Genomic DNA, 26,218 nt, shown 5'->3' on the forward strand with positions numbered 1-26,218 from the left:
CCTGAAGGAAAAATGCAGGAACCCGGTGTTCAGCCATGGCCGCCTGTGTCTGTTGCAGTTTCTGGGCAAATACTGAGTCGCCCCGATAGCCAGGCACCGATTGACCGGATAAATTACCGGCAAATACCGACAGGCTTTGCCAGATTCGTTCGGCACTGGCAGTGGTCATCTGCATTCCGGAAAACATGGCCAGATTACCGTGAGGTGAGATTGATCAGCGTTTGTGACAGGACATCTTCTGCCTGGAATGCCTTGGCATTTACCTGAAAATTGCGCTGGGCAAGAATGACGTCCGACAACCCGCTGGCCAGATCCACATTGGACTGTTCAACAAACCCTGCATTTATGGCGCCCGCACCATTACTGCCCGGCGGACTGAAGAGCGGAGTACCGGATACCATAGACGACATCCAGGTATTATTCCCCTGAACCACCAACCCGTTATCATTTGGAAAGGTAGCCAGTGCCACCTGCCCAAGAACGTGCTGTTCACCATTGCTGTAGTTACCCTGCAGAAAACCGTTTTCACCAAAACTGACCTGGTTAAGACTGCCCGCCATTTGCCCGTTAACCACCAGGGGACGAAATGCCGAGTCGATGGCAAACTGGGTGACGCCGGAATAGTCCATGGCCACCGGCTGGAAAACGGCACCGGAGGTCAGCGTCGGTGGTGTCAGTGAAAACATGGCATCGCCGGGTGTCGTCAACAGGCCAGAGCTGTTGAATGACAGTTGTTCTGTCTGTTTGAGGGACTCCCCATCCACCTGGAATTCAAGCAGCCACTGGCTGGTGGCGGTTTTGGTGAAATAGGTACCCAGGGTATGTTGTCCACCCAGGCTATCGAAAATATTCAGCGCTCCGTACCAGCTGAAGGTATTGGTGTCTGAGGGGTTAAGGGCAACCGTTGTACGGTCAATCACCGGTTCACTGGCATTGAGGTTAATGGTAGCCGATGCATTGGTGGTCGCTTTGCCCGGCAGGTCAGCCTGGCTGACCTGCAAGTCAACCAGCTTTGAGCTATCAAGGGTACCCTCACTGTTTACACCGTAGCCCCGGAGGCGATAACCACTGGGGTTCACCAGATAATACTCATTATTCTGATTGAACATGCCTGCCCGGGTGTAAAGCTGCTCACCATTATGACTGAGAATAAAAAAGCCCTTGCCATCAATACCCAGGTCGGAGGCATTACCCGATTGCGTTAATTGTCCCTGGGCAAACTGTTGCTGGGTTGCCAGCAGAGTGACTCCGGCCATATCCACCGCTGAGGTTCCCGCCTGGGCATAGACATCACCAAGAATTGCCCGGAACGACTTGTAACCATTCGTTTCTGAATTGGTCAGGTTCTGGCTGGCTATCTCCAGCTGGCTTTGGGCAGCATTCATGCCCGTAATACTGATTGACATCGACGCTTACCTCACCGATTAGGCAAAACAATCAACCTTATGGTCGGGTCACGGAACGAATCCTGGACAGTGCGACTGGTTCCATGGCCTCAAGTCTGATCTGTGGTGTTTGATCAGCGTTGTTGAAAATAATACTGTTCGCTTTGCTGACCAGTTGCACAGGAAGTACGTCCGGTTCGCTGTCATCATGACCATCCATGATACTTTTCAACCAGTAATGGCCATGAGGCAGAGCACCAAACAATTGATCCAGATTTTTCCTGATCGGAGCACCTGGTGGCTCACTGAGACGCCCCTGGTAATGGGCTTCTTTTACCCGGACGCCATTCTGATCCGTGAGCAAAAAATGGAGCACGTGCCCTGCACCGGGCGAGGGAAAAGACAGGGATAATTTATCCCCATCGCCATTGAATGAAAATTGCCCGGCATCAATAGCGACATCCTGACCCAGCAGTGCCGTAGCGCTGGACAGATTGGCTGCCCCAAACTGATCGCTCAACCGACTGATACCGGCGTGGATATCCCTTAACTCTGAAACAGACGTCATTGCCGCCAGCTGATTCAGCAGATCACCGCTTTCCATCGGTTCCAGTGGGTTCTGGTGCCTGAGTTGAGTAATCAACAACGTCATGAAGTTTTTACTCAAGGCACTGGCACTATCGGAAGAAGGCGACGATGAAACGTTACTGCCCTGGGTGAAAGATGTTTCATATTGAATGGATGGAATCATAGTGATGCCTACATGTTACAGGACTCGTTGCCACCAGGAGGCTAGCCATGAACACCAATCAGCTCCAGTGCCTGCCCCTGCATCTGACGGGCACTGGTGAACACCGAGACAGCCGCCTCAAAAGACCTGGCCGCCGAAATCATGGTTGCCATTTCTTCAACCGTACTGATATCCGGGTAAAACACTTCACCGTTGGCATTCGCCAGGGGATGGCCCGGCTGATAACGCACCTGGGGGGGAGATTTATCGTTGATAATTCTCGCTACCTCAACGGTAAACGCCGGAATGTTCTCTCTGGCAGCGGAGCCAGCATCTACGGTCCTGGCCTGAAGTAATACCCGCCCCGGCTGCAATACCTCTGCTGCAGAAGCCGCTGGAACCTCACTGTATGAGAGTGTCTCGGCAATCATCGTCATACGGGTTGCCTGGGCAACCATGGCATAACCAGACATGGCCTGAACCGTTTGCAGACTCATGGGGCAATTACTCGCTTCATCAAATGAACAACTTATGACGTCTATTTATGGATCAACGTCATGGGTCAATGTCATGGACTAACGACCGCTAATGACCTTATCAAGCATGCTCAGGCGCTCCCGAATTAACGATATGCTGATATTGTACCCGGCCATTGACTGTGCAAGTTTTGCCTGCTCCAGTGCCAGGGATACATCGTTGCCATTTTCCGAGGCAGTATCGCCGGGATTTTTAAAGGCAATGGATAACTCAACGTCAGCTATTTGATTCTGGGTGATATGCCGTTTATCTGAGACAGACAAATCCCGGGATAAACCGGGATTCGAAGGATAAAAATTCAGTTGAGCTTCAAGTGTCCGGTATTGTGGTGTTTCAATGTTAAAGATATTGCCTGACTGGATGGCAATCTGAGAGCTTCTGAGTTGCGCTACTGTCGGGTGTATACCCATGGCAGACTCAAATGAAATCAACATACAGATTATCTATTCGTCTATATTAAGTCGTGTATAAAGAATAGTCCGTTGTCGTAGAAAATGTATTTATTTGCAAAATATTTTATTACTGGCAGAAAGCTGTCAATCAGGCGTTGTTTGATGCTTTCCTTATGTCTTGGCTTACTCAACATCCCCAATATTGCTGGCGCCTATTCAGTGTCATGTACCCATAACGGGGGACATTCAGATCAATCCGACAAGGGCACTGACCAGAGTATTCAAGGGGAGATCATCGATCAGCTCTGTCAGCATTCGATCTCATTGGCCAAACGTTTCAATGGCAGCAGTCCCAGGGTGGCTTTGTTGCACAAAGAGCGCTGGCAGCAACTGCCATATTGTCCGGCAACACCGGATATCCACTTCTCTGCCATGGCCCAGAATGGCAAGGTGCCATTATTAATCAGCTGCCCTGAAAGTAATGGCACCGTTCCTGAGCAACGCTGGAAACAACGGCTGGCGGTCAGCGTTGATTTTGACGTATCGGTGCTGCTTGCCGACAGGGATATAAACCGGGGCGAGGCGTTGTCGAGACCTGGGCTGTCGGGTCTGAAAAAATCAAAAGTTCGTTTCAGTTCCATGAAACCCAATGTTTTTCAGGATAATCTTTCCGGATACATCACTACCCGAAAAATCAGCGCCGGGTCTGTGATTACCACGGATATGGTAAAAAGAGCCAATGCTATCCGTCGAGGTCAACATATAAGCATCGTCGTTCAATCAAGAAATATCGAATTAACGACCACGGGTGTTGCGATGGAAAGTGGACATGTGGGAGATATTATCCTGGTTCAGAAAGAAAATGGCAGGCCGGTCAAATGCCGGGTGATCAATGAAGGCGAGGTACGCCCGGTTAAAGGTGAGAGGCGTTCATGATGCCGGATGATGAGTCACAAGATCAAGATGATGATGTCGCACAAGTCGCACAACAAAATGTCGCACCAAAAAAAGAGTGCTCCCAACTTCTGCTGTTGCTGCAAAATCTGGAGAGACTGCTGAGCCTTCAGGCGCAGGAAATAACCAGAAAAAATATTGAAGCTGTCGTTCATTTATCAGAAGAGTGCGCTGATATTTGTCAGCAATTAAAACCTATTTTAACACCATCCTTAACACCATCCTTAACAACACCGTATCAGAATAAAATAACAAATAATGACAGTATTCAGGCGGTTGAAATAGATCGATTGATCCGTTCGTGCCAGGCGCTGCAACAGGGCAATAGCCATTCGCTGGCGAGACTCACCAGTTACTGCAATGCGTTTATTGAGTTGCTTCGTGGACCGCCCTTATCCTACGGAAAAAATGCGACTGTCACCTACCCGTCCAGTGGTAAGACGTTGTGCAAGCTGTAAGACAGTAGTTAGGAGTTGTTCCGGAATAACTTCATCATTTTATTCAGACTGGGAAAATGCTGCCACCCGCTTCCCGCTACCCGCTTCCCGCAAAAGCACAAGTCGGTTCTGGCATAATGTTTATTTTCGTATATTCTCAATATGTCGTCTGGTTCCAATTGTGAGAGTGTCATGAAACAGTGGCAGCTGGAAAGTCATTTTGACCAGCATCAGTTACGCCTGCCCATCCTCAAAGAAGTTGATGTACTGGTCATTGGTGGTGGTTCCGCCGGGGTTGCGGCAGCCACAATCAGTGGCCGTAACGGATTATCAACGGTCCTGATTGAAAAATACGGTTTTTGTGGCGGAGCGGCGGTAGCTGGCCTGTCAGGCACTATATGCGGTTTGTTCATGGCATCCGACAATCCTGGCCATCAGCCGGAACAAGTGGTGTTTGGTTTTGCCGAAGAATTCCGCAGTCGCCTGGCCAGGCGCGGCGGTGTCACTGGTCCCCAGATCTATGGCAAAACTTTCACAGTTACCCACGATCCGCTGGTTTGGCGCGAGGTGGCAGATGAGTGCCTGGAAGAGGCGGGGGTTGATATATTTTATCATACCTATGCCAGCGGCGTTGTTATGGATGGTGATAGTTACCAGGGAATTGTCGTTCAGTCCAATGCCGGTGAGTCGTTGATCCTGGCAAAACGTATCATTGATGCCAGTGGGGATGCGGCAGTGGTCGCCCGTGCCGGAGGTGAATACTACTTCGGCGATGATGGTGTAATCCAGAATCCTACCATGTTCTTTCGTATCGGGAATGTGAAGATGGATACCTATCTGGATTTCTTTGGCGAAGATACCATCTGTCCGCCAAAAGTAACGGAAAAGATTCTGGCCCTTAACGCCAGTGGTGAGTACCAGATGCCCCGGCATAAAATCTGGATTTTCCCGACCACCCGACCCAATGAATTAATGGTGAACTCCACCCGTCTTGCCGGACAGGGTGATCGTGTGCTCAATGTTATCGATCCGGCGGATTTTACCGAAGCCGAAATCGGTGGTCGTAAGCAGATGCGTGAGTACGCCCGCTTTCTGAAGAACCATGTTCCGGGTTGTGAAGACAGCTATGTGGTGGATACCGGGGTGGAGGTCGGCGTTCGGCAAACCCGTTCCATTGAAGGGGTGAAAAAACTGGGCAATGAGGATGTGGTCAACTGCCTTAAACCTCCTGATGGCATTGCCCGCAGTCCGTGGCCCATCGAGTTGCATTCAGGAACCAAACCCAAACTGCACTGGCTGCTTGATGACTGGTATGAGGTACCTTACGGCACATTGGTTCCTGTTAAAGGTGAGAATATTATCGTTGCCGGTCGTTGTCTGTCTGCTGAGCACGAAGCATTGGCTTCAGCACGGGTAACGGCCCAAACCTTCGAATATGGCCATGCCGCAGCCCAGGCGGCCATTATCTCCATTCAGGAAGAGCGAAGTTTCCGCGACATTCGGGGCGAAGACGTTCGGCAAAGAATGCAGCTGGCCGGAAGTCGTTTTTAGCCTTTCCCCTATCTTAGGGTCAGTTATCGCTTAAGGTCAGTTATCGCGGCGAGTGATGCCCTGGCTTTTATTCTGATCTTTTCATTTGATCTTTCAATTAATAGCCTTCTCGAGGAACCCGTTATGTTAGAAAGTAACATTGTCCGTATCGAGATTTACGCGGTTGCTGACCGTAATGCTGATGCCTTGCCGTGGGCTGCCGATCAGGAGCCACTGTTGTATACCAATAATATTGTCCGGATGATGACTGATGATGGTTTGGAGGGGGCGGGTGCCACCATCAGTTATACGGAAAATGATTTTGATAAATGCATTGTTGAGTCCATGCGCACCATCGCTCCGGGTATCATTGGCAAGAATGCCCTCATGACGGAAGAGCTGAACCGTTGGCTGATGAACCGCTGCAGTTGGGGAGGTTTGGTTGCCAAATCGCCTTTTGACATTGCCGCCTGGGATATCAAAGGGAAAAAGGCAGGCGTTCCGTTGTATATGATGCTTGGTGGTGGCCGGACGAAAATGCTCTCCTATTCATCTACGCCGATGTTTGACACAGTGGAAGATTATTTTCCGTTTATTGATGGTTGCATTGAGCATGGCTATACGGCGATCAAACTTCACTGTTACTGCATTTTTGAACGGGACCAGCAACTGGTGAAGGCTGTGCATGAGCGCTACAAAAATACCGGTATCGATTTCATGCTGGATACTGCCATGTACTATACCCAGAAAGAAGCGCTGCAAATGGCCAAATTGCTGGAAGAATACCAATGGGCCTGGTTTGAGGCACCGGTAACCGATTATGACTACAAGACGTATCAGCGTCTGGTCAGTGAAACCAGTGTACAGATTTCCAGTCACGGCAACTGTCTGGTGACCCTGCCGGAAGTGGCGCACGCGCTGGCCAACGATCTGTGGTCTGATGTTCGTCAGGACGCCACTGTCTGCGGTGGCATTACCCCATTGAACAAATGTTTTGCCCTGGCTGAAGCTTTTGGCAAACCGCTGGAAATTCAGAGCTGGGGTTACACCATCACCCAGGCAGCCAATCTGCATGTGGCACTGGCTCATCATAACTGCAAATACTTTGAGCAGGCCTATCCTTACGAAAATTTTGAATACGGCGCTAAAAATGTCATCCGTACTGATAAAGATGGCTTTGTCCATGCCCCGGAGGGTGGCGGATTAGGTGTTGAAATGGACTGGGATGCTGTAAATAGAGCCGCCATTCTTTCCTATTCATTTGAATGACAGGATCCACCTATGAAGCTCCAGACTTCAAATATTGATTTAAAGCTGACGCTTATCAGCTTTGCAGCCGTGTTGCTACTGGGCATTCTGGCGGTGATTTATCCTGAATCGGTAAAAAGCACCATGGGTGCCATGCTGGATTATACCGTCATCAACTTTGGCAGCGGTTTTCTGTGGTATACCATTTTTGCCACGATTGTACTGCTCTACCTGGCTCTCTCCCGTTTCGGTGAAATTCGCATGGGGGACAGCAAGCCCAAATTCAGCAAGTTTCAGCTGTTTGCCATGGCGCTCTCGGCGGGCATGGGTGCCAGTACCATGTACTGGGGATTTATTGAAAGTGTCTACTACTTTATGGATCCGCAATTTGGCATTACCGACCGCGATATGTCCATGGAGTACGCCACCGCCTACAATATGTTTCACTGGGGGGCGGCTGGCTGGTTTATTTATCTGATCGTTGCCATTCCTTTTGCCGTTGTCTTTTATCTGAAAAAAAGCCAGCGCATGAGTTTAAGCGGTGTGCTCAACAGCCTGTTTAACGACGCACTGCCACTGTGGGTGCAACAACTGGTTGACCTGCTGTTTATTATCACCACGTTGGCCGCCACAGCCCTGACCCTGGGACTGGGCATCCCGATGATCTCTTCCAATATTGCCAGCCTGACCGGGATTCCCGATAACCTTATGCTGGGTATCGGGGTAATTCTGGGGCTGTCTGTTATTTTCTCCCTCAGCTCCTATATCGGGATTGAGAAAGGCATGGCCAGGCTATCCAGCGCCACCATCTATATCTGTGCTTTTTTTGTCGGGCTGATTTTCATTATTGGCCCTTCCGCATTGATCATGAACAACACGACCAATGGTATCGGGGTTATGCTAACGGAATACATACGCATGAGCACCAGTACCGATCCGTTTGGCAACACACTGTTTCCACAATATTGGACGGTGTTTTTCCTGGCCAACTGGATCTCTTACTCACCGGGTGTGGGCGTATTTATCACCAAGATTATCCTGGGCCATAAGCTGCGGGATGTAATCCTGATTCTGGTCATCGGCGGCACGATGGGCAGTGTGGCGATTTTTGGCATTTGTGGTACTTATGCCATGAATCTGATTGAAACCGGCACCATTGACGGTGTGGCAATGATCGAAGAAGGACAGCCAACTTTGCTGGTGAAGGCGATTTTTGCCCACAGCCCGATGCCTATGGTACTGACGGCAATCTATCTGGTCACTATGATTCTGTTTACCGTAACAACGCTGGATGGCACCTCATATTCCCTCACTGGTATTGTCACGAAAAAGCTGGATGCCGAAGCCAATGTCTCACCTGTATTCCGTCTGTTTTGGTGTCTTTTGCTGACGGCTTTGCCTATAGTCTTTCTGTTGATCAATGCGAACCTGAATATTCTCAAGTCATTCCCGGTATTGATTATCGTTTTAATTACGCCCGTGTTTTTGATTGCCGCCATCAGGACGCTGCAATACCTGCAACAAAGCTATCACGGCATTATGGAACACCAGAAAGAACAGGATAAGCGACTGGGGCTGGCCTGAAAAAATCCCTTGATGTTATTTGTACCTCTGGCGCAACCGTTCAAGTCGTTGCATTTTCACTGTTGTCTCGGTGGATAGAGTCCGGATTGTGTCGGTATGTCGTGAACGTGCCTCAATGCAAAGCTGCCAGCTGTTCAACAATTGCCAATGGAACATCGCCCGGTTGATGACTTGTATGCCCGTATAGCGTGACCCGGTTTGGTTATTCTGGGCCACTGTCGCATTGCCTGCCGTATCCAGTGTTTCGATCAATCTATTATGCTTTTCCAGTACTTTGAGCTGGCGACAGATATCACTCAGTCGCTGCTGATGTTGCAGTTCTTCAAGGTGAAGTAAACGTTTAACCAGTGTTTTGCTGATGGCCATGATGAAGTCCGCAAATCAACGTTGTTAACTGGTGAATACTGTCTGCCAACGTCTCCTTTTCGTTGATACCCTGCTGCAAATATTCAAGCATAACCGGCTGTGCAGCCATGGCCATATCCATATCCGCATCATTTCCCGGTTGATAGACCCCCAGCAATTTTAATTCACTCCCTTCACGGGCTTTTTCTAATAGACGTCGGAAGGTTAACGACATTCTGAGATGTTCATCGGATACTGATTGCGGCATCGTTCGGCTGACGGAGGTTACCACGTCAATGGCAGGATAGTGTCCGGAGATGGCCAGGTCATGGCTGAGAACCAGATGGCCGTCAAGAATTGCCCTGGCAGATTCACCGATGGGGTCCGTATCCTGTTCCCCTTCAGTCAGAACGGTGTAAAAAGCGGTTAATGAACCACTTGCTTCATAGCCATTACCAGCCCTCTCAACCAACCGGGCAATCATATTAAATGCTGATGGCGGGTAGCCTCTGGCTGCTGGTGGTTCACCTGTCGCCAGACCAACTTCCCGGCGAGCCTGGGCATAGCGGGTCAGGGAGTCCATTAATAACAGGGTATGATGTCCGGTATCCCGATAGTACTCAGCGATACGGTGCGCCACCAGCGCAGCCCGCAGCCGCATGACCGGTGAATGATCGGCAGGGGCGGCAACGACCACTGAGCGCTGAAGGCAATGGTCATTCATATTCTGCCGGATAAAATCGCCAACTTCCCGCCCCCTTTCTCCAATCAGGGCCAGTACCACAATATCCGCGCTGGTATTCCTGGCAATCATACCCAGCAGCGTGCTTTTGCCTGAGCCGCTCCCGGCAAACAGACCAATACGTTGTCCTCTGCCAATGGTCAGTAGCCCATTAATAGAACGTATACCGACGTCTAATGGTGTGGAGACCGGGCATCGTTGCAGTGGATTAATCGGATGGCTGTGGAGGCGGATAGTTGCGCTACCTTTAAGCTTTGCCTTTTTGTCCAGTGGTCGGCCTGCACCATCAATCACCCGTCCCAGTAAGGCGTCACCCACAGGAACGGATGAGTTGTCCCCCATCGATGTTACCCGTGCGCCGGGGGATAAGCCGTCATGGTATTCAATCGGCATCAGCAGCAGCGTATTTCGGTCAAAACCTACCACCTCTGCTTCTACAGTAAGCCCCTCACTTCCCTGAACCAGGCAACGTTGACCAGTCTGCATTCTGCAGCCTGCCACTTCCATAATCAGTCCGGATACCTTGATCAGCTGACCGGACGACCGCAGAGGCGTCATCGTGGTGACCTGTTCTCCGGCAGACATCAATTGTCGGATTAACCTGTACCAGAGGTCAGTCCTGGTGTTGTCGGTTATTTCAACCGGAGGGAAGGGGAGTGTTGAAAAGTTCACGCTGGCATCAACTGTTCATTAATTAACTGTTCACGCACGGTATCAATGCAGGCCATAACGCGACTTTCCACTGTTGCATCAACTTCGCCGTGATCGGTAATCAGACGACAGCCTCCCGCTGTCAGCTGGTCATCCTCGCGAATGGACCAGCCTTCGGGTAACTGTTTGACAATGGGGTCGATCAGAGGGCGATCAACCGGATTAATCACCAGATGCCCTTCCTTAATGTCCGTGAGCATGGACAGAGAATCGGTAACCAGTTGCTGTAATGACTCCCGCGAAATCGCAAGTTCATGATTTACTACCTGCCTGACAACCTTGCTGATCAGTTCGATCAGCGGCTGGCCTAAATGCAGCAGGGTTGATTGGTGAAGGTTGTGCAATTCATTCCAGAGACTATTCATCAGTGCCAGCCATTGCTCCGCACTGTCTTGCTGCTGTAGTTGTGATTCATGCAGCCCGGCCAGATGACCAGCCTCAAAACCATTCTGGTAACCGTCCTGAAAACCATCCTGTAAACCACGTTGCTGACCTTCAGCATATCCGGCCTCTGCTGCTTTACGACGATGGTCAAGATTCCGTTTTCGAGCTCTTCGAGCAATCTCCCGCAGTATTTGAAAGTTATTTCCGGCAGGTATTTGAGCTGGAGTATCCTGTTCAGCGGATTGGTCCTTGTCATAACCTGATGGTGGAAACTGATAGCGATGGATGCAGGGTTGTTCAGGCTTTGAGAACTCATCCCGGGGTAAGCCGGATTCCGATGGCGTGGGTTCGGTACCACCATCATGATTTTCCTTCCGGTCAGCATTGTGCATTTCAGTGCTCTGGCTTAATGCTGTGGTCTCTATCATCGGGTTACTCCAGCATTACTTCATTACTACGGGGCATTTCAATCACTCCACTTTTCAACAGATCGTCCATTACCTGTACCACTCTCTGCCTGGCCTCTTTAACTTTACTCTGTGGAACGGCGCCCAATACCTCCATTTCTTCCCGCAGATAATTAGCAGCTCTTTTACTCATGGACTGGTAGATATGTTGACGAACATCATCCGTTTCACCTTTAAGCGCCATGGTTAAATCCGCTGGGTCAACACTGGCAACCAGTCTGGCAACATTATCCACTGAAAGATGGATGACCTGGGCAAATACCAGCATTTGTTCTTCTATCCGCACCGCCATGGCACTGTCAGAGCGCTTCAGGCTCAGAAGAACCTGGTTTCGTAAATCTGTGTCAAAAAGATTCAGAATGTTAGCAACCTGCTGCTCACCGTTCACGGGCAGAAATTGATCAATTGCCTGTTCATTAAGAAAGGACTGCAGAAAAGTCACAATGGCCTGCAGTGATGCCTGGGATAAGTTGCCAAGGTGGGCAATCCTTTCCAGAATTCCCTGTACCCGTTCCCGGGGAAGCAGGTTAATGACATCCGAGGCCTGATCCGATTGCAGGCAGGCCAGTACAGCTGCCTGAAATTGCTCCGGTTCATCCCTGATCATGGTCGCCAGAAGTTCCGGCTTCATTAACTGCAGGCCGGTCAGTGGCTCCCGATGGCTGCCGGGCGGGTTTACCAGACAGCGGGCCTGTTCTTTACCCAGGGCTTTTTGCAGGACCTGCCGCATCTGTATCTGATAATCACCCAGCAATAAACTGACATTGGCGTAAGAATGTGCAAACTGATTCAACATCAATATCAGCTGGTCACGATTCTTTACCTGCAATTTTTCAGAATATTGGCTGATGGCTCTCACTTCACCGGGGGTAAAGTGTTTTATCACGTTGGCGGCAGCCTGCTCACCCAGCAATAACAAAAAGACAGCAGCCTCCTCCCCGGAACAGCTGGTGTCAGGCAGGCTCTGTGCAGGAAGGACAGACTGCCCTGTTTGCGACTCAGCCATTAGCGTGATTCCTGTTGATCCACTCTTTTAGTACGGCAGCAACTTTTTCCGGCTCATCCTGGGCCAGTACCCGGTATCGGGCAACCTGCTCTTCCAGAGTGACTGGCGTCAGGTCAGTTGGAATTTCACCATCGGCTACTGTTGTCCTGAACGGATCCACCATACCCGCGACGTTGGGACTGTTAATGTCTGCCGACCTGGATGGCAACAGGAAGCCGTCCCGTAAAAGCCTTCGACAGCCCAATACAATTAACAGGAGGAGTGCAGCCAATAATATCAATTGAAACACCTTGATACCAAGGTCAAGCCAGCGATGGAAGCTCTTCTGGTCGTTGGTGGGCAGGGGGGGTGGGACACTGGCAAAAGGGAGAATAGCGAGGCTCACGGCATCGCCCCTGGATGCATCAAATCCTGCTGCCTGTTTGATCAGTGTCGTCAGTTTTGCCTCACTGTCCTGTATCGTTGTTTCGGGCTTTAACCTGCCGTCGTCAATGACCACAGCAATGGTCAGTCGCTTTAGTTGTCCCGGATACCGGGTTTCATTGCTGATCTGGCGGCTGACCTCATAGTTACGAATCACTTTCTGTTCACCGATGTCTTCTTGTTGTCCAGATTGTTGTCCAGATTCAGGTGCCTGGGCCCCGGGGGCTGGGACCGCAGGTGCCTGACCGATGGGGGCTGGCTTGTCCATCAGAAATGGCGTGCCAGACTCGATCGATTCACTCCGTAAAACAATATTCGGGTCAAACTGCTCGGAGTTTTGTTCTATTTTGTCATAGGTCAGATCAGCGGCAACATCAACCCGGTAGTAACCCGGGCCGACCACCGCATCGAGAATTTTCGATAACTGCCACTCAAGATGACTTTCAATACGGGCTCTGGCGGTAAAATAGGAATCACTGGTACCATCGCCGCCAGTGATCAACGCAGTAGCGATAGCCTGGCTGAGCAGATTGCCGTATTGATCAACGACCGTAACCTCCTGTTCATTAAGTGTGGCAACACTGCCGCTTACCAGGCGCATAATACCCTCAACCTGATCCGGCTGAAGTCGCATGCCATTGTAGAGTTCAAGATACACTGACGCCTTGGCGGCAGGACGGCTCCTGAAAAAGACACTCTGCTCAGGGACAGATAAGTGGACACGGGCGTAGCGAACCGCACTGATACCACTGATCGTTTCCGATAATGACGTTTCCAGGGCACCGAGAAACTGCATTTGCTCAACAAAGCGACTGCTGCCCAGACTCGATTGCTCCGGCATCCATGGCTTTGAGCCGAAAGCGATGATTCCACCAGTAGCCATGGCCATGCGTGCCTCTGAAAGCTGGTTAGCACGAACCAGTAGCTGCCCGTCATCCGGGTTGATGCGGTAGCCAATGCCCTGTTTATCCAGAATGTCGATGATTGCTGCCATATTGTAGTTTTCGCCATAACCATACAAAGGGCGAAAGTCACGGTCATGCCACCAAAGGGCCGTATTAATCAGCACTGCTATCAGCAGGGCACTGGCCACCAGCAGTATCAGCAATCTCTGGTTCGTTCCAGAGCTTCCGGGCGTTCCTCTCAATATTGAAGCTGACCAGCCATACAGCTGGTGCCAGTATTTTTTTAACGCCGTACTGATACTCTCTGACGATTGCAGGGAGGTGTTTTTATCCACCGTTTTGTCCACTCTTTCTTGCCCATCAGTTCTTGCCCATCAGGTTCTTGCCCATCAGATTCTTGCCAATCACAGATGTAATTCAGAGCCGTACCTGAATTTTTGCGACAACCTCTTCAGGGGATTCAGATAAGTAGCTGGCCATGCAGAATCAAACATTTCTGGCTACTTCTTAATGGGTGGCTGTTTGATCAGATCTGCTGGTTAAATGTTTCATGATATCCTTCAACAATACGGTTTCTGACCTGTACCAGCATACTCATGGTCTGACTCGCTTTCTGAATCGACATCACCGTTTCAATCAGATTATCCTGCCCTGCTTCCAGTTCAGCCATGCGCTGCTCTGCCTGGAGCTGGGTATTGTTGGTATGGTTCAACAGGGTTGCAAAGACCCGATGAAAGGGATCAGATTGCTGCACACCGCTACTGATGGGATTGATGGGAGTTGGCATGAACTCCGACAGGGTACCCGCCTGAAAAGCATTGTCCGGGGGCAAGATTGCTGAATTGGGCATTGATAATTTACTCGCATACTTAAGCTGTCGCTTATTACTTCACGCTCAATACGATGTTTAAAAAAATGGTTTAAAAATGTTTTGTCAGTTGGCTCAGTTTTCAATCCTATTAAAGATAGATTGTTTACCAGTACTTGCCATGATTAATGAGGTAGAGAATCTTCAGATTCTTCCAGCGGGCTACTGGAGCTATCTCTCAGCAAGGTAACCTCAACCCGTCTGTTTTTATATCGTCCGGCAGCGGTTGCATTACTGGCGACAGGGTAACGTTCGCCATGGTAACGGGTAATGACATTGATCGGCCGGACAATTCTGGCGTCCTTCAGGTATTGTTCCAGCAGGTTGCGCACAGCATCAGCCCGCTTTTTTGACAACTCCAGGTTTTGTAACCGGTCAATAGTCTCATCGCTGTCCCTGAAGGGCGTATTATCACTATTGCCGTCAATGGTAATTTCGCTGATGCTTTTATCCACAGCTACATAGCGTGCAGTATCTAATAACCATTGTCGTTGATTGTTATTTAACGAAAACTGTCCCAGGGCATAATGAAGGTTATATTGATGCAGCTGCTGGAAGTTCCTTGGCAGCAAGCTGGCAATGCAGTCTGACATTTTCTCCATCGCTGGCAACATCCCCACCGTGGGAATTCTGACTTCAATGGTGTTGCTGGCAGGGCTACTGTCTTTCGACGTTTTTTCAATAATATAAACAGACAAATAACTGCGACTGTCAAGCCGGTCAAGCAACTGTCTGACAGGCATTTTCAGTTTCATCTCAAGTCCTTCCACCTGAAAATTATCGGACAAATAATAATCAGTGACCTGGAGCCGTTGGCCGTGCCTGCCCGGCAGATTAATTTCCGATACGCTTTCGAGAGAGCCTTTTGAATAGTAATAGTGCCCCCATGGCTGGGGCATGATCCAGACCTGTACTGATTCCGGCCGTGTTGGGAAGAGCGAGGATTCTAATTCAATAGACTGTTGGTGTCCTGCTTCAGCAATAATAGAAACACCGCCAAATAAAGGTACTTTCTGATATAAACGACATTCAAAGTATTTTTTTTCATATAGCTGCCAGTCAATATCATCCATCACGACATCATAAAGGCTGGCAGAAACTGGCAAATGGAGCAGGATCAAAAATAATGCCCTGGATATCAGGATAACAGGGTTAGTAAGTAGTGATGGCAGTAAAAAACTAATCTGTTTCATAGCACATTCCTGGCACAGGGTTCTGTCCGGCAGGATGGAAAAAAAAAACAGTATGAACTACTTTTTCAGGAGGCTGCTGACGGGAAGATATTGAATGCCTTCTACAGAGTTTAGCTCCCCGGAGCGTGGTGTGGAGCACAATTTGGCGAATAGCATGGCTGATTTCAGCAGTGATCCAGGGCATTTACAGCGTGGTTATCTGCATCAGACGTCCCCATCGGTATTGCACATGACCAGAAAGCTGGAGACCCTTTCATTGTCCTTTCCTGATACGATGCTGAAGGCCCTGAAGTCGATTTTTGAAAGCCCGGTGGTTGGTGCCCGTTGTCATTTCAATGATGATGTTTATACGACGATTAGCCAATTACAGCAGTTGCCCAGAGAAACACTCTACCGCTTTCAGCTCCCGTTCAGTAATCAGCATGTTCCGTCGGAAATCTGCCGTGAACCGGGCTTTGCATTCTTACAGTTAGATCAGCGCCTGCCCGACTTTATGACTGTCCTCTGTTTTGGTGGCAGCCTGTCTTCGCTGCCTGCCGGGGCTGAAAATTCAGCACCAGATGGCTCCTCATCTGATGAATCTCCTGCTGCTCTTACGAGAAAGTTCACAAGAATTGGCAAGCAACTTCTGGATCAGGTTGCCAATACCATTGCAGAGGTTTGGAGGACACTCTGCGCATCTTATTGTTCAGTATCTTTTTCAGTATCAGACACTGGCTTTTCTTCTTCGGCCCAATGGATGGGGGAATCACCGATAACCCCTGCTTCATTCACGGATGACTGCCTGCTGAATCAGTTTGATCTTGAGTTTCATGACCCGGCTTATGCTGACTCGCCATGGTTGCTCCCTGTTTGCTTCTATACCCCGGTCAACGCTTTTACCAGTGCCATGGTAGAGCAGGGATCAATGTCTGACAGGAAAACACATTCCAGGCAGCCATGTCGGGATCGCATCGTGCGGTTTACTGGCAACATCGAAGTCGATATTTCCGTCGATCTTGAGCCACTGTCTTTGCCGATGAGCAAATTATTTGATCTGAAAGTTGGTGACGTTCTATCGATACCCCATCCCGGAAAATCACAGATGAGAGTGGGGAATGCTCTCCTGTTCCGAGGAGCTACAGGGCAGCATGAAGGTCACCTTACCGTGCGAATCAATGAGTGTTTATAGAGGGGAGGACAGTCAGTGAACGACTCACGACTATCAGTTGATGATGAGCCTTCAGTTGATGATGAGCCTTCAGTTGATGATGAGCTTTCAGTTGATGATGAGCTTTCAGTTGATGATGAGCCTTCAGCTGATGATAAGCCTTCAACGGTAATTAATCCGGAATCATCGGATACAGCGGAGGAAGACGTTCAGCATGACACTTCTGATCAGTCAGGCTTGAATGGCTCTGATGTACAGCCTTTGGATGGAGTGAAGGGTGATAAGTCAGCAGACGTCTCTGTAGAGCATAATAATAATGAAGCAGACCATCAGCAGGCGTCAGAGTCGGTAGAAGATGGTAGTACGAAGCCATTAACAGCGGCTGATGCAAAGCCTGGGTCGTATGAAGCGCCTGATAAAGAGCCTGATCCTGATGAAAAGCATGATTCTGATGAAGAGCCTTTGGCCAGGCTTGCTTCGTCAAATCTTGGGCTTGTCGGATCTCTGGAAGTCACTATGACCCTGAATGTCGGCAGCAAACGTATGGCCATTAACGATATTCTCAGCCTGCACACAGGGTCTGTCGTCTGTCTGAACCGTCGGGAACATGACCCTCTGGATGTCATGATTAACGGGGTATTGTTTGCTCGTGGCGAAGTTGTTCGGACAGGGGATTATTATGGCCTGCGTATTCTGGAAATCCTCTGATAAATCCTCTGATATTGACGTCTTGTCAGTTGTCGCATGTATTACCGTTTATGTCCGTCGCCTCTGGATACCTGTTACCGCCTTGTTGTTGGTTTTATCCACAGCGTCTGAGGCATCGCTTCAGTTGCCGTTGTTATCCGTCACGTCCGGTGATAACCAGCAGGATTACACAGTTAACCTGCAGATTTTTTTAATATTGACGGCACTGGCTTTTCTCCCCGGGCTGCTGATGGTAACCACCAGCTTTACCCGGGTGTTGATCGTTCTGGCCATACTGCGCCAGGCACTTGGGTTGCAGCAAATACCACCTACCCGGGTCCTGATTGCCCTGGCACTGATCCTGACGGCATTTATTATGAAACCAGTATTTAACGAGATCTGGAAGCAGGCTGTCGAGCCTTATCTGGAAGAGCGAATGCCATTCAGGGAAGCGATAGATGTCGCGGGACTGCCTCTGCATCAGTTTATGCTGAAGCAAACCCGAAAGGTTGATATGGAACAATTTTTAGTGCTATCCGGTGAAATTTCTCCAGTTAACGACGGTGATGGTGAACCGGATGTAGTACCAGAAAATATTCCGTTTTCTGTACTGATGCCTGCTTTTTTGAGCAGTGAAATTAAAACCAGTCTGCAGATGGGGCTGATGATCCTGCTGCCATTTCTGGTCATTGATCTGCTGGTTGCCAGTGTTCTTATGGCACTGGGCATGATCATGCTTTCGCCGATGTTGATCTCTCTGCCCTTTAAACTGTTGCTGTTCGTTCTGGTGGATGGCTGGGGGCTTATTATGGCGGGCACTATCAGAAGTTTTTCTACCTGAGAAGCTGTTTGGGAAAAGCTCGCCGCCCGCTTCCCGCTGCCCGCTTCCCGCAAGAGCATAAGCGGTTACGGCTTTTCGGGTAGCGGGAGGCGGGCTGCGGGTAGCGGGTAGCGTCTGTAGAAATGTGGAAGTGATTTCAGGGCAGTTTCTTACAACATGTTGTTTACGACGCAGGATACATAAATGTCACCTGACGATGCGGTCTACATGTTTGCCAATGCCTTGCGGAGTGTTTCCTGGATGGCCCTGGTGCTGATTGCTCCGGGTCTTCTGGTAGGCCTGCTGATCAGCATTATCCAGGCGGCAACTCAGGTAACCGAACAAACCCTGAGTTTTCTGCCCCGGTTACTGATCACATTATTAACCCTGTCACTGTCAATGCACTGGCTGGTTCAGAAGTTAAGCGTCATCTTTAATGAATTTTTTGTTGCTATTGTGAATAGCCAGTGACCAGTATGGCGCTCTCTGAATTGTTACATCAGATGGTGCTTTATTTACTGGTATTTTGTCGTGTTTCTGGATTTGTCATGACCTGCCCGCTGACCCGGGAGTGGTTGCCTCTCCCGGTACGCTTACTGCTGGCTTTATCATTGTCTGTGGCTGCCATGTTCCAACTGTCATCTGAAATGACGACCGATCTGTCACTGAGCCTTGTCCTTGCTGCCTGTTCCGAGTTTTTTACCGGACTGCTGTTTGGCGCGGTATTACTGATCTATTTCAGTGTGTTTAACCTTGCAGGGCATTTAACCGGCCTGCAGATGGCTCTGGGATTTGCAGAGCTGAGCGATCCTGCCAATGGTATCAGTGTTACCGTGGTTTCCCGTATCTATCAGGTGATGGCTCAGCTTCTTTTTGTCCTGATCAATGGTCACCTGCTTTTCTTTATGGTGGTCATTGAAAGTTTTCATGCATTGCCCATCGGGCATTTTATGATGGTTATCGAAAGAGTATCTGTCCTGTTCACCATGACAGGCTGGATGTTTGGGGCTGGGCTGCTTATTGCTCTTCCCGCTGTTGTCTGCCTGCTGATTGTGAATCTCACCTTTGGTTTCATGACACGGTCAGCACCACAGATGAATCTGTTAACCCTCGGCTTTCCCATGATTGTTCTGGTCGGAATCGTACTGTTGAGCCTGAATATACTGCAAGTGCCTTATGCGGTTGAGCAGCACATCCACTATGCACTGAAGATTCTTGGTTCGCTCTTGTCTGACTAGGAGCCTGTGATGAATTCTGAACAACAAGAGCAGGGCAGTGAACCCACTGAACAACCCAGTGAGCGGCAGAAAAAGAAAGCCCTGCAAGAGGGACAGGTCTCCCGATCAAGAGATCTGATGATCGCCATGCCGTCTCTGGCCATTTTTTTACTGCTTGGCTATGCCCGTTATTTTGATCAGATCGAAAACGTTATGTCCCTGCTGGCCCGGGTTGACACACCGTTGAGTGATGCCTCTGAAGCCACCGAATCGATCCTGAACAGTCTGCAGGCAGCGTTCTCCCTGTTTCCGGCGGTTATGATCAGCATGTTCCTGGTTATTCTACTCAGTGTCACTGCTGGTGCCCTGATTTCCGGCCCCTTTATTTTCAGTGTTAACATCGTGGCTCCAAAAGCCCGGCGGATAAATCCGGTTTCAGGGTTGAAACGGATCTTTTCTGTTCAGGGGCTGGCTGAGGTGATACGGGCATCACTGAAAACCCTGTTATTAGCACTGGGACTTTTTTTGATCATGCGCTACCGGCTGCCAGAAATCATGGCACTGCGTTCATACCCTGTTCCGGTGGCCACAACCCGGGCATTAACGTTGTTATTGTCAAGCGGGCTGGGATTGTCCTGTGTGCTTATGGTCATCGCCGCTGTTGATGTTGTGTGGCAAAAACACCGGCTTCGGAAACAACAACTGCTTACACGACAACAAGTCAAAGACAATCTCAAGAATGAAGACGTGTCACCACAAACCCGGCAGCGGATCCGGCAGACACGGCAAAAACTGGCCTCAGTGATTCGCAAGAAAATGCTGGATGCCATTCCTGATGCTGATCTTGTGTTGACCAATCCGAGTCATTTTGCGGTGGCATTGAAATACCAGCCAGACCGTCATCGGGCACCGGTGCTGGTGGCCCGCGGAGTTGATCATATGGCGGAGCTGATTATCAGTATCGGGCGTTCGGCGGGCAAGCCGGTACTGATTCAGCCCATGCTGACCCGGGCGCTGTATTACCATACGGAAATTGATCAGGAAATTGCCCCGGATTTGTATCAGGCTGTGGCAAAAATCATGGTCTACCTTTATCAACTTGATCGTTACCGAACTCACCAAAGTACCTTCTGTCCAGGCTCACCCAATATACAGATACCTGAAAAATATCAGCATTCATCAAGCACAGGACATCAGTAATGAGCAGTACCGGCTTGCTCCTGCCGACCTCGTCAAAGGCTTCCTTATTGGCTACACCGCTGTTACTGCTGGTGGTTCTGGCCATGCTAATGTTGCCCATTCCCCCATTTCTACTGGATTTCCTGTTCAGTTTTAATATTACCCTGTCGTTGATTCTGCTGATTCTTACCATTTACATCAGCCGTCCCCTGGATTTTTCACTGTTCCCGACACTGTTGCTGGTGGCCACTCTGTTGCGGCTGGCCCTGAATATTGCCTCGACACGGGTGGTGCTGATCAATGGCCATGATGGGCCGTATGCGGCAGGCAAGGTGATTGAAGCCTTTGGCAGTGTGGTGATTGCCGGTAATTATTTTGTCGGGTTGCTGGTTTTCCTGATCCTGGTGATCGTCAACTTTGTGGTGATTACCAAAGGTGGCAGTCGAATATCAGAAGTCACTGCCCGTTTTGTTCTTGATTCGATGCCTGGCAAACAAATGGCCATTGATGCCGATCTGAACTCCGGCGTGATTGATCACAATGAGGCCAGGGTGAAACGGGAAGATATTACCCGTGAAGCGGATTTTTACGGGGCGATGGACGGTGCCAGCAAATTTGTCCGTGGTGATGCCATTGCCGGATTAATGATTCTGCTCATTAATATTCTGGGCGGTGTGGCCATTGGCATCTGGCAATATGACATGAGTGGTACCGAAGCCGTTCAGCTTTATGGGCTGATGACTATTGGTGACGGGCTGGTCGCCCAGATTCCTTCCCTGCTGTTATCCACAGCTGCAGCCATTATGGTTACCCGCATATCCGGGGCTGTGGATATGAACCAGCAGGTTCGACAGGAAATTATCGGTCAGCCCAGGGCATTGATGATCGCAGCTACTGTATTGGTTGTTATTGGTCTGGTACCGGGGATGCCTCATGTGGCTTTTGTCATTCCAGGCTTACTGATGATGTTGTTTATCTATCGACGTATAGCCATGGAAAGAAGCGCTGAACGTGAGAAGGCGCTTGATGTCAAAGGTGATGAAAGTGGCGCGGCCTCAAAGGAGCGACTCACATGGCAGGATATATCAGTTGTTGACCCTATTGGCCTGAATATTGGCTATCGTGTGATATCACTGCTGAGTCAGAACCCTGCGGGTCATGGAAGCAATCACGTAACCGATCTTGTCACTGATCTTGTAATAAAGGGTGAGCTGGCCAGTCAGATCAGGCTTCTGCGACGGGAAGTGTCAGAAAAATACGGTTTTCTGATACCAATGATCCATATTCGCGATAACCTGAACCTGGACCCGGACAGTTATTCTATTCAGCTTCACAACGTTGCCGTTGACCATTTTAAACTGCACCTGGATCAGCTGCTGGCTATTGCCACAGAAAATGCCCAGCCTCTGCCTTTTGATCCTCCGGTCAAAGACCCCTGTTATGGGTTGACATCTTACTGGATTCCGGTGAGTGAGCGGGGGGCATCATTACAGGCAGGTTATACCGTGGTTGATTGTTCAACCGTGATGACTACCCATGTCGGCAAGATGATAGAAAATCATATTGACGATCTATTCGGGTTCGAAGAGAGTCAGGGGTGGCTGGCCCATCTCCGGCAAATCTCACCGAAGCTGTGTGATGAACTGGTTCCGGATAAATTGCCCCAGGGAATATTGATGCAGGTTCTCAAACGACTACTGGCTGATAATATTTCGATCGCTGACAGCCCACGCATTGCCGCCACACTATTGGCTGCTGCAGGTCCGCAGCAGGATGTTCTGGCGCTACTGAGACAGGTTCGTATCACATTACGACGACAGATTATTGACCCACTGATCAATCATCAGTCACTACCGGAACAGCTCGCTGTATTTACCCTGTCACACGAACTGGAAAAAATGCTGCTGATGGCCAGAGAGCAAGCCAGGCGCGACCCGGAGTTTTCAGAAGAGTCTTTCGTTATCGAACCCAGCCTGTCGCTGCAACTGCAGAACAATATTCCAGAGATGATCAGGAAAGCCCACAACAAACAGGTGGAACCGGTACTGCTGGTCTCCCCTCAGCTTTGGCCTTTGCTTTCACGGTACAGCCGGATAGCGCAATACCGGTCATTAACCATACTGACTTTTCAGGAGATCCCTGATGATCTTCAGGTGGAAATTATCGGACAGTTGGGGTGAATGGGGGGATTTCTGGGGCTGCAGTTGGAAGGCAGCCCCTACATCTGGCTTGGCTGAGCCAACTCAGGGATAGTGAGATCAGCAGATATCATGATATGGTCAGAGGGGTATTCCTCAAGGCCTTCTTCCACCTGATCCCTGTAGCTGTTGAAATTATTTTCAAGCTTACACTTTATCTCGCTGCCACTATGCAAGGTTAAAAAATCTATCTGGGCCTGCTCACCCGGTTCTGAAATCAGTTCGCAGGGTTGCTGGTCCTCCGGGGTTTCCGGTGGCAAGAACCCGAAGTCAGAAGATATTTTTAAACGGTAAAGATCATCTGGAACCTGGCCACTTGTTTGCCCGCAGGTGTGACAGGCAAAGCGGTCATCTTCATTAAAATCCCCACCGGAAACCATGGCAACGACCTTGATGCCGTGTTCAGCTTCAACCTGTTTGATAAATGTCAGCTGTTTTTGCAAATGGCTCTCATGCTGTATTGCGCCGACTAGTCTGGAAGCGTCCAGTTCAGGACCCTTCGATGCATTTCTATTAAAACCTACCAGATGCTCGGAGCCTGCGGAAAAGGCAAGATGGGTGCCTTTGAGTTTGAATACACAGGTGGTTACCTTTCTGCCGGTAATTTTTTTGGCAATTTTGCTTTTTTCTTCTGCTGAGTGCATTGACAGCCGGGGATTGTTTTCCACTTCCTCTTTGCTAACCGGTAATGAATCTTTGGCGATCACCTCAAGGGCGTTTTCCGGATCGCGCAGGAATATAGCGGTGCCGTGAAGCAGATCATGGTGCCGCCTGTTTCGGGAATCACTCTGGTGAGGAGCAAACTGGATGAGTCTGTAGCCGTATTGGCTGAGAGCTTTTTGCATGGGCCCACGGTCATGGCCGGTCAACTCCTGCATAAGCACTACATGGGGTTCTTTCAATGAAGATGCAGTCACCCGGCGGCCGTTTACGGTGCGGCCGATACGCCAGGCCATTGGTGGGACATTATCTGCAAGCAGATCATAACATTCCAGTTTATCCATTATGGATGCGAATTGGCTATCTATCTCTTGACTGGTTTTTCCTTCCTGTTGCCATTTATAAATAAGTTCTTTTCCTTTGGTACTCAGAAGTTTCTTTATAGCCGACCCTTGGCAGCCACGTTTGCAATCCAATGGAATAGACAATCTGTTGATGGTATGAACATGTATCTTTTCTTCTTGCAACGTCGGTTTTTGATTAACTGATGCTGATATGGAGGTGTTCATTCAATTGTCTCTCATGCTAATTTTACTAAATTGATGCCTTGATAGTCATAGAAATCCTGCGTAAAGAACGTAACCATCACCATCAGCTAGTCTGATTTCGACCACTGATCCCAATGGAAGTTCCATGACCACTGATCCCAATGGAAGTTCCATGTGACTGGCAGACAGTTCCCGCTGACGGTGGTATTTCGTACGCCATTCTTTAGTAACTAATAGGTATTTGTAGGGATCAATGCCCGCCAGCAGGCAGCTGGTGATCAGCGTCTGGAACACGGCAACATTTGTTGACAAACATCGGTCTGCGCCTTCTTCCGTCCAGCAGAACATCCAGTTCTTTCTGCCCATCGGGATGCAACGAAGGCCACGCTCAAGATGATTGGTGTCTATCGCTACCGTTGGATCGTTCAGGTATACCTGAAGCTCTTTTCCCGCTTGTGAACATAGCCCAGTGCCTTGCTCAGAGGGTTGCCGGGAACCAGGTCAAGCCGTCGCCGCTGTTCCCGGTTCCACTCAAAGAACTGGTCGACCAGGGGCTTGGCTTTTTGTTGGCGATAATCACGCAGTGTATCGCCTTCCAGCCCCTGACGACGGATGTCATCTTCAACCTTGTACAGTGCGCCGATCTGTTTCAGGGCTTCTTTGGTCGCTTCAGGTTCCGCTTTTTCTGACTTGACGAAATAACGTCGGCTGTGTGTCCAGCACTCGGCATGAGTGATCTTTGGGTATTTCTCAACCAGCAGGCGAGCTATAAAGCTCACATCGGCAAAGCTGCGGTCAAACAGGCCGGAAGGGGCTGCCGCCGTGCTCAGGGTTTGATCACCCTTGTGGCGAACGACGTCCCTCTGGTATTTCAGAATAACGTAACTGCCCGGACGCTGCACCAGGCGATGGGTATATTTATGGTCAATGATTTCATACTGGTCGGCGTCTTCACCCTGCATTTCAGGAGCCGGAATATGAATCAGCTCAACAGGTACGCCTTCGGTGAAGCGCAATCCCTGATCGGTAACACAGTCATCCGGCCTGTGCTTCTTTCTGCGCTCATAGGTGATGGTTTCTGTTTCCGGAACCTCTGAAGACTCAATGTCCTTGAGGATCTCCCCGAGAGCCAGCTGGTCAGGGTTTTCTATCAGTCTCTTTTCCGATTTTTCACCGAACAGCTGTTGTTTAAACCAGGCCAGCTGATGTTTGAGGGACTCGTTTTCCTGCTGATGCAGTAACCGCTACGTTCAAAGTACAGTACCTTGCACTGGTTTCGGCGACGATTGATAAAGACGAACAACTGCCCACTCAACGGGTCTTCCTCAAGGGTATTTTTCCCCAGAGCGACCAGGCCGTTGTATGACTTCCTCATATCGGTGGGGCGGTTATAAAGCCAGACCCGCACCTGTGATTCAGGAAAAAACATGGTCAGCGCCTCATGCGGAGGATGAGGCCACCCGGTAATTCGAGTTCAATTTCCCATGGAGGCAGGCCTGATGGTGTGTGGTGAAAATCAGTTTTAAATTCGAACCAGTCAGAGTCTGGTTGTGCGGGTTGATCAGGCCTTTCGGTTGTCTGCCTTAGTTTGCGCTTCCACCATGTGAAGGTGGACAGGCAGATATTGCGCGAAAGACAAAAGGCTTTCTGGCTGACGCCGCTTTCCCGTTGTTGATCGATGAGGGCTTGCCACTGTTGGGCAGTGCGGCGGTTAGGTTGTTTTTGATTCACGACTCGCTCCTGTTTTTGAAACAGGGGTTAGCGTGGCAGACAGGTGATGGGTTTTGAAGACGTCCTTAAATAAGCGCTTACATAGCCATAGCAATTCCTTATGCTTGGTTAACATGAATAAATGGTGAATGCGTGGCGAAAGGGAGGAACTTTTATAAGAAAGCGTGGTCTTAATCTGTAATTCGAT

At 49.6% G+C, this 26,218-nt stretch carries 28 protein-coding genes and 1 pseudogene; 12 read left to right on the forward strand and 17 right to left on the reverse strand.

Going from position 1 to position 26,218, the window contains the following annotated elements; all coding sequences use genetic code 11:
• Positions 1-194: 194 nt before the first annotated feature.
• The 4 genes from KDK13_RS14310 to KDK13_RS14325 all read right to left on the reverse strand — a co-directional run bounded on the left by KDK13_RS14310 (position 195) and on the right by KDK13_RS14325 (position 3,086).
• Positions 195-1,406: a flagellar hook protein FlgE gene (locus tag KDK13_RS14310; RefSeq protein WP_257285654.1), complete on the reverse strand. Its 1,212-nt coding sequence runs from the start codon at positions 1,404-1,406 to the stop codon at positions 195-197.
• 37 nt (positions 1,407-1,443) lie between these two features.
• Positions 1,444-2,136: a flagellar hook assembly protein FlgD gene (locus tag KDK13_RS14315; RefSeq protein ID WP_257285655.1), complete on the reverse strand. Its 693-nt coding sequence runs from the start codon at positions 2,134-2,136 to the stop codon at positions 1,444-1,446.
• Positions 2,137-2,177: 41 nt separating this feature from the next.
• The gene (flgC, locus tag KDK13_RS14320) at positions 2,178-2,612 is read right to left on the reverse strand and encodes a flagellar basal body rod protein FlgC (RefSeq protein WP_257285656.1); all 435 of its coding nucleotides are present in this window, start codon (positions 2,610-2,612) and stop codon (positions 2,178-2,180) included.
• Between the two features lie 78 nt (positions 2,613-2,690).
• A complete protein-coding gene (locus KDK13_RS14325; protein ID WP_257285657.1) occupies positions 2,691-3,086 on the reverse strand; it encodes a hypothetical protein in 396 nt (131 codons plus the stop codon).
• Between the two features lie 120 nt (positions 3,087-3,206).
• On the opposite strand from KDK13_RS14325, the gene flgA reads away from it, so the two are divergent.
• From flgA to KDK13_RS14350, 5 genes are all read left to right on the forward strand, one after another.
• Positions 3,207-3,980 (forward strand): flagellar basal body P-ring formation chaperone FlgA, encoded by a 774-nt coding sequence (gene flgA, locus KDK13_RS14330; RefSeq protein ID WP_257285658.1) that lies wholly within the window; start codon positions 3,207-3,209, stop codon positions 3,978-3,980.
• Positions 3,977-4,456, forward strand: a complete 480-nt coding sequence (locus KDK13_RS14335; protein ID WP_257285659.1) for a hypothetical protein — start codon at positions 3,977-3,979, stop codon at positions 4,454-4,456. Before flgA ends, KDK13_RS14335 begins: the two co-directional genes overlap by 4 nt.
• A 171-nt stretch (positions 4,457-4,627) precedes the next feature.
• Positions 4,628-5,986 (forward strand): FAD-dependent oxidoreductase, encoded by a 1,359-nt coding sequence (locus KDK13_RS14340; protein ID WP_257285660.1) that lies wholly within the window; start codon positions 4,628-4,630, stop codon positions 5,984-5,986.
• Between the two features lie 123 nt (positions 5,987-6,109).
• Positions 6,110-7,234 carry a mandelate racemase/muconate lactonizing enzyme family protein gene (locus tag KDK13_RS14345; RefSeq protein WP_257285661.1) on the forward strand — a complete coding sequence of 375 codons (1,125 nt, stop codon included), beginning with the start codon at positions 6,110-6,112 and terminating at the stop codon, positions 7,232-7,234.
• A 12-nt stretch (positions 7,235-7,246) separates the two neighbouring features.
• Positions 7,247-8,797, forward strand: a complete 1,551-nt coding sequence (locus KDK13_RS14350) for a BCCT family transporter (protein WP_257285662.1) — start codon at positions 7,247-7,249, stop codon at positions 8,795-8,797.
• A 15-nt stretch (positions 8,798-8,812) separates the two neighbouring features.
• On the opposite strand, the gene KDK13_RS14355 is transcribed toward KDK13_RS14350, so the two are convergent.
• From KDK13_RS14355 to KDK13_RS14385, 7 genes are all read right to left on the reverse strand, one after another.
• Positions 8,813-9,163: a hypothetical protein gene (locus KDK13_RS14355; RefSeq protein ID WP_257285663.1), complete on the reverse strand. Its 351-nt coding sequence runs from the start codon at positions 9,161-9,163 to the stop codon at positions 8,813-8,815.
• Positions 9,138-10,556: a FliI/YscN family ATPase gene (locus KDK13_RS14360; protein ID WP_373692248.1), complete on the reverse strand. Its 1,419-nt coding sequence runs from the start codon at positions 10,554-10,556 to the stop codon at positions 9,138-9,140. Before KDK13_RS14360 ends, KDK13_RS14355 begins: the two co-directional genes overlap by 26 nt.
• The gene (locus KDK13_RS14365) at positions 10,553-11,407 is read right to left on the reverse strand and encodes a FliH/SctL family protein (RefSeq protein WP_257285664.1); all 855 of its coding nucleotides are present in this window, start codon (positions 11,405-11,407) and stop codon (positions 10,553-10,555) included. The genes KDK13_RS14360 and KDK13_RS14365 overlap by 4 nt, the downstream gene beginning before the upstream one ends.
• A gap of 4 nt (positions 11,408-11,411) precedes the next feature.
• Positions 11,412-12,452: a flagellar motor switch protein FliG gene (locus KDK13_RS14370; RefSeq protein ID WP_257285665.1), complete on the reverse strand. Its 1,041-nt coding sequence runs from the start codon at positions 12,450-12,452 to the stop codon at positions 11,412-11,414.
• Positions 12,445-14,115: a flagellar basal-body MS-ring/collar protein FliF gene (gene fliF, locus KDK13_RS14375; RefSeq protein ID WP_257285666.1), complete on the reverse strand. Its 1,671-nt coding sequence runs from the start codon at positions 14,113-14,115 to the stop codon at positions 12,445-12,447. The genes KDK13_RS14370 and fliF overlap by 8 nt, the downstream gene beginning before the upstream one ends.
• Before the next feature lie 191 nt (positions 14,116-14,306).
• On the reverse strand, positions 14,307-14,630 hold the full coding sequence (gene fliE / locus KDK13_RS14380; RefSeq protein WP_257285667.1) for a flagellar hook-basal body complex protein FliE: 324 nt from the start codon (positions 14,628-14,630) through the stop codon (positions 14,307-14,309).
• Positions 14,631-14,773: 143 nt separating this feature from the next.
• Positions 14,774-15,841, reverse strand: a complete 1,068-nt coding sequence (locus KDK13_RS14385) for an OmpA family protein (protein ID WP_257285668.1) — start codon at positions 15,839-15,841, stop codon at positions 14,774-14,776.
• Between the two features lie 94 nt (positions 15,842-15,935).
• Between KDK13_RS14385 and KDK13_RS14390 the strand changes: the two genes are divergently transcribed.
• From KDK13_RS14390 to KDK13_RS14420, 7 genes are all read left to right on the forward strand, one after another.
• Positions 15,936-17,012 (forward strand): FliM/FliN family flagellar motor C-terminal domain-containing protein, encoded by a 1,077-nt coding sequence (locus KDK13_RS14390; protein WP_257285669.1) that lies wholly within the window; start codon positions 15,936-15,938, stop codon positions 17,010-17,012.
• A gap of 15 nt (positions 17,013-17,027) precedes the next feature.
• Entirely contained in the window at positions 17,028-17,699 is a 672-nt protein-coding gene (locus KDK13_RS19245; RefSeq protein ID WP_257285670.1) for a FliM/FliN family flagellar motor switch protein, read from the forward strand.
• Positions 17,671-18,519 (forward strand): flagellar type III secretion system pore protein FliP, encoded by an 849-nt coding sequence (gene fliP, locus KDK13_RS14400; protein ID WP_257285671.1) that lies wholly within the window; start codon positions 17,671-17,673, stop codon positions 18,517-18,519. Before KDK13_RS19245 ends, fliP begins: the two co-directional genes overlap by 29 nt.
• A 183-nt stretch (positions 18,520-18,702) precedes the next feature.
• A complete protein-coding gene (locus tag KDK13_RS14405; protein ID WP_257285672.1) occupies positions 18,703-18,969 on the forward strand; it encodes a flagellar biosynthetic protein FliQ in 267 nt (88 codons plus the stop codon).
• A 5-nt stretch (positions 18,970-18,974) separates the two neighbouring features.
• The gene (gene fliR, locus KDK13_RS14410; RefSeq protein WP_257285673.1) at positions 18,975-19,736 is read left to right on the forward strand and encodes a flagellar biosynthetic protein FliR; all 762 of its coding nucleotides are present in this window, start codon (positions 18,975-18,977) and stop codon (positions 19,734-19,736) included.
• Between the two features lie 9 nt (positions 19,737-19,745).
• On the forward strand, positions 19,746-20,915 hold the full coding sequence (locus KDK13_RS14415; protein ID WP_257285674.1) for a flagellar biosynthesis protein FlhB: 1,170 nt from the start codon (positions 19,746-19,748) through the stop codon (positions 20,913-20,915).
• On the forward strand, positions 20,915-23,074 hold the full coding sequence (locus KDK13_RS14420; RefSeq protein ID WP_257285675.1) for a flagellar biosynthesis protein FlhA: 2,160 nt from the start codon (positions 20,915-20,917) through the stop codon (positions 23,072-23,074). The genes KDK13_RS14415 and KDK13_RS14420 overlap by 1 nt, the downstream gene beginning before the upstream one ends.
• Before the next feature lie 38 nt (positions 23,075-23,112).
• Here the strand turns inward: KDK13_RS14420 and KDK13_RS14425 are convergent, their stop codons facing one another.
• The 6 genes and pseudogenes from KDK13_RS14425 to KDK13_RS14450 form a co-directional block, all read right to left on the reverse strand.
• The gene (locus KDK13_RS14425) at positions 23,113-24,096 is read right to left on the reverse strand and encodes a hypothetical protein (protein WP_257285676.1); all 984 of its coding nucleotides are present in this window, start codon (positions 24,094-24,096) and stop codon (positions 23,113-23,115) included.
• 270 nt (positions 24,097-24,366) lie between these two features.
• Positions 24,367-24,612: a hypothetical protein gene (locus KDK13_RS14430; RefSeq protein WP_257285677.1), complete on the reverse strand. Its 246-nt coding sequence runs from the start codon at positions 24,610-24,612 to the stop codon at positions 24,367-24,369.
• 66 nt (positions 24,613-24,678) lie between these two features.
• Positions 24,679-25,538 (reverse strand): annotated as a pseudogene (locus KDK13_RS14435) (transposase); the annotation flags it as partial.
• The gene (tnpB, locus tag KDK13_RS14440) at positions 25,451-25,729 is read right to left on the reverse strand and encodes an IS66 family insertion sequence element accessory protein TnpB (protein WP_257285679.1); all 279 of its coding nucleotides are present in this window, start codon (positions 25,727-25,729) and stop codon (positions 25,451-25,453) included. The gene tnpB and the pseudogene KDK13_RS14435, both read right to left, overlap by 88 nt.
• Before the next feature lie 2 nt (positions 25,730-25,731).
• Entirely contained in the window at positions 25,732-26,031 is a 300-nt protein-coding gene (locus KDK13_RS14445) for a hypothetical protein (protein WP_257285680.1), read from the reverse strand.
• Positions 26,012-26,218: hypothetical protein (locus KDK13_RS14450; RefSeq protein ID WP_257285681.1), on the reverse strand; the 207-nt coding region annotated here is incomplete at its 5' end. The genes KDK13_RS14445 and KDK13_RS14450, both read right to left, overlap by 20 nt.

The organism is Endozoicomonas sp. SESOKO1, assembly GCF_024606265.1.
GTDB lineage: Bacteria > Pseudomonadota > Gammaproteobacteria > Pseudomonadales > Endozoicomonadaceae > Endozoicomonas.

What these genes read in the sequence shown, in the direction of transcription:
- KDK13_RS14310 (WP_257285654.1), bottom strand. Translation starts at nt 1,406, where the DNA reads ATGTCAATCAGTATTACGGGCATGAATGCTGCCCAAAGCCAGCTGGAG.
- KDK13_RS14315 (WP_257285655.1), bottom strand. Translation starts at nt 2,136, where the DNA reads ATGATTCCATCCATTCAATATGAAACATCTTTCACCCAGGGCAGTAAC.
- flgC (WP_257285656.1), bottom strand. Translation starts at nt 2,612, where the DNA reads ATGAGTCTGCAAACGGTTCAGGCCATGTCTGGTTATGCCATGGTTGCC.
- KDK13_RS14325 (WP_257285657.1), bottom strand. Translation starts at nt 3,086, where the DNA reads ATGTTGATTTCATTTGAGTCTGCCATGGGTATACACCCGACAGTAGCG.
- flgA (WP_257285658.1), top strand. Translation starts at nt 3,207, where the DNA reads ATGCTTTCCTTATGTCTTGGCTTACTCAACATCCCCAATATTGCTGGC.
- KDK13_RS14335 (WP_257285659.1), top strand. Translation starts at nt 3,977, where the DNA reads ATGATGCCGGATGATGAGTCACAAGATCAAGATGATGATGTCGCACAA.
- KDK13_RS14340 (WP_257285660.1), top strand. Translation starts at nt 4,628, where the DNA reads ATGAAACAGTGGCAGCTGGAAAGTCATTTTGACCAGCATCAGTTACGC.
- KDK13_RS14345 (WP_257285661.1), top strand. Translation starts at nt 6,110, where the DNA reads ATGTTAGAAAGTAACATTGTCCGTATCGAGATTTACGCGGTTGCTGAC.
- KDK13_RS14350 (WP_257285662.1), top strand. Translation starts at nt 7,247, where the DNA reads ATGAAGCTCCAGACTTCAAATATTGATTTAAAGCTGACGCTTATCAGC.
- KDK13_RS14355 (WP_257285663.1), bottom strand. Translation starts at nt 9,163, where the DNA reads ATGGCCATCAGCAAAACACTGGTTAAACGTTTACTTCACCTTGAAGAA.
- KDK13_RS14365 (WP_257285664.1), bottom strand. Translation starts at nt 11,407, where the DNA reads ATGATAGAGACCACAGCATTAAGCCAGAGCACTGAAATGCACAATGCT.
- KDK13_RS14370 (WP_257285665.1), bottom strand. Translation starts at nt 12,452, where the DNA reads ATGGCTGAGTCGCAAACAGGGCAGTCTGTCCTTCCTGCACAGAGCCTG.
- fliE (WP_257285667.1), bottom strand. Translation starts at nt 14,630, where the DNA reads ATGCCCAATTCAGCAATCTTGCCCCCGGACAATGCTTTTCAGGCGGGT.
- KDK13_RS14385 (WP_257285668.1), bottom strand. Translation starts at nt 15,841, where the DNA reads ATGAAACAGATTAGTTTTTTACTGCCATCACTACTTACTAACCCTGTT.
- KDK13_RS14390 (WP_257285669.1), top strand. Translation starts at nt 15,936, where the DNA reads ATGCCTTCTACAGAGTTTAGCTCCCCGGAGCGTGGTGTGGAGCACAAT.
- fliP (WP_257285671.1), top strand. Translation starts at nt 17,671, where the DNA reads ATGGCCTGCGTATTCTGGAAATCCTCTGATAAATCCTCTGATATTGAC.
- KDK13_RS14405 (WP_257285672.1), top strand. Translation starts at nt 18,703, where the DNA reads ATGTCACCTGACGATGCGGTCTACATGTTTGCCAATGCCTTGCGGAGT.
- fliR (WP_257285673.1), top strand. Translation starts at nt 18,975, where the DNA reads ATGGCGCTCTCTGAATTGTTACATCAGATGGTGCTTTATTTACTGGTA.
- KDK13_RS14415 (WP_257285674.1), top strand. Translation starts at nt 19,746, where the DNA reads ATGAATTCTGAACAACAAGAGCAGGGCAGTGAACCCACTGAACAACCC.
- KDK13_RS14420 (WP_257285675.1), top strand. Translation starts at nt 20,915, where the DNA reads ATGAGCAGTACCGGCTTGCTCCTGCCGACCTCGTCAAAGGCTTCCTTA.
- KDK13_RS14425 (WP_257285676.1), bottom strand. Translation starts at nt 24,096, where the DNA reads ATGGATAAACTGGAATGTTATGATCTGCTTGCAGATAATGTCCCACCA.
- tnpB (WP_257285679.1), bottom strand. Translation starts at nt 25,729, where the DNA reads ATGTTTTTTCCTGAATCACAGGTGCGGGTCTGGCTTTATAACCGCCCC.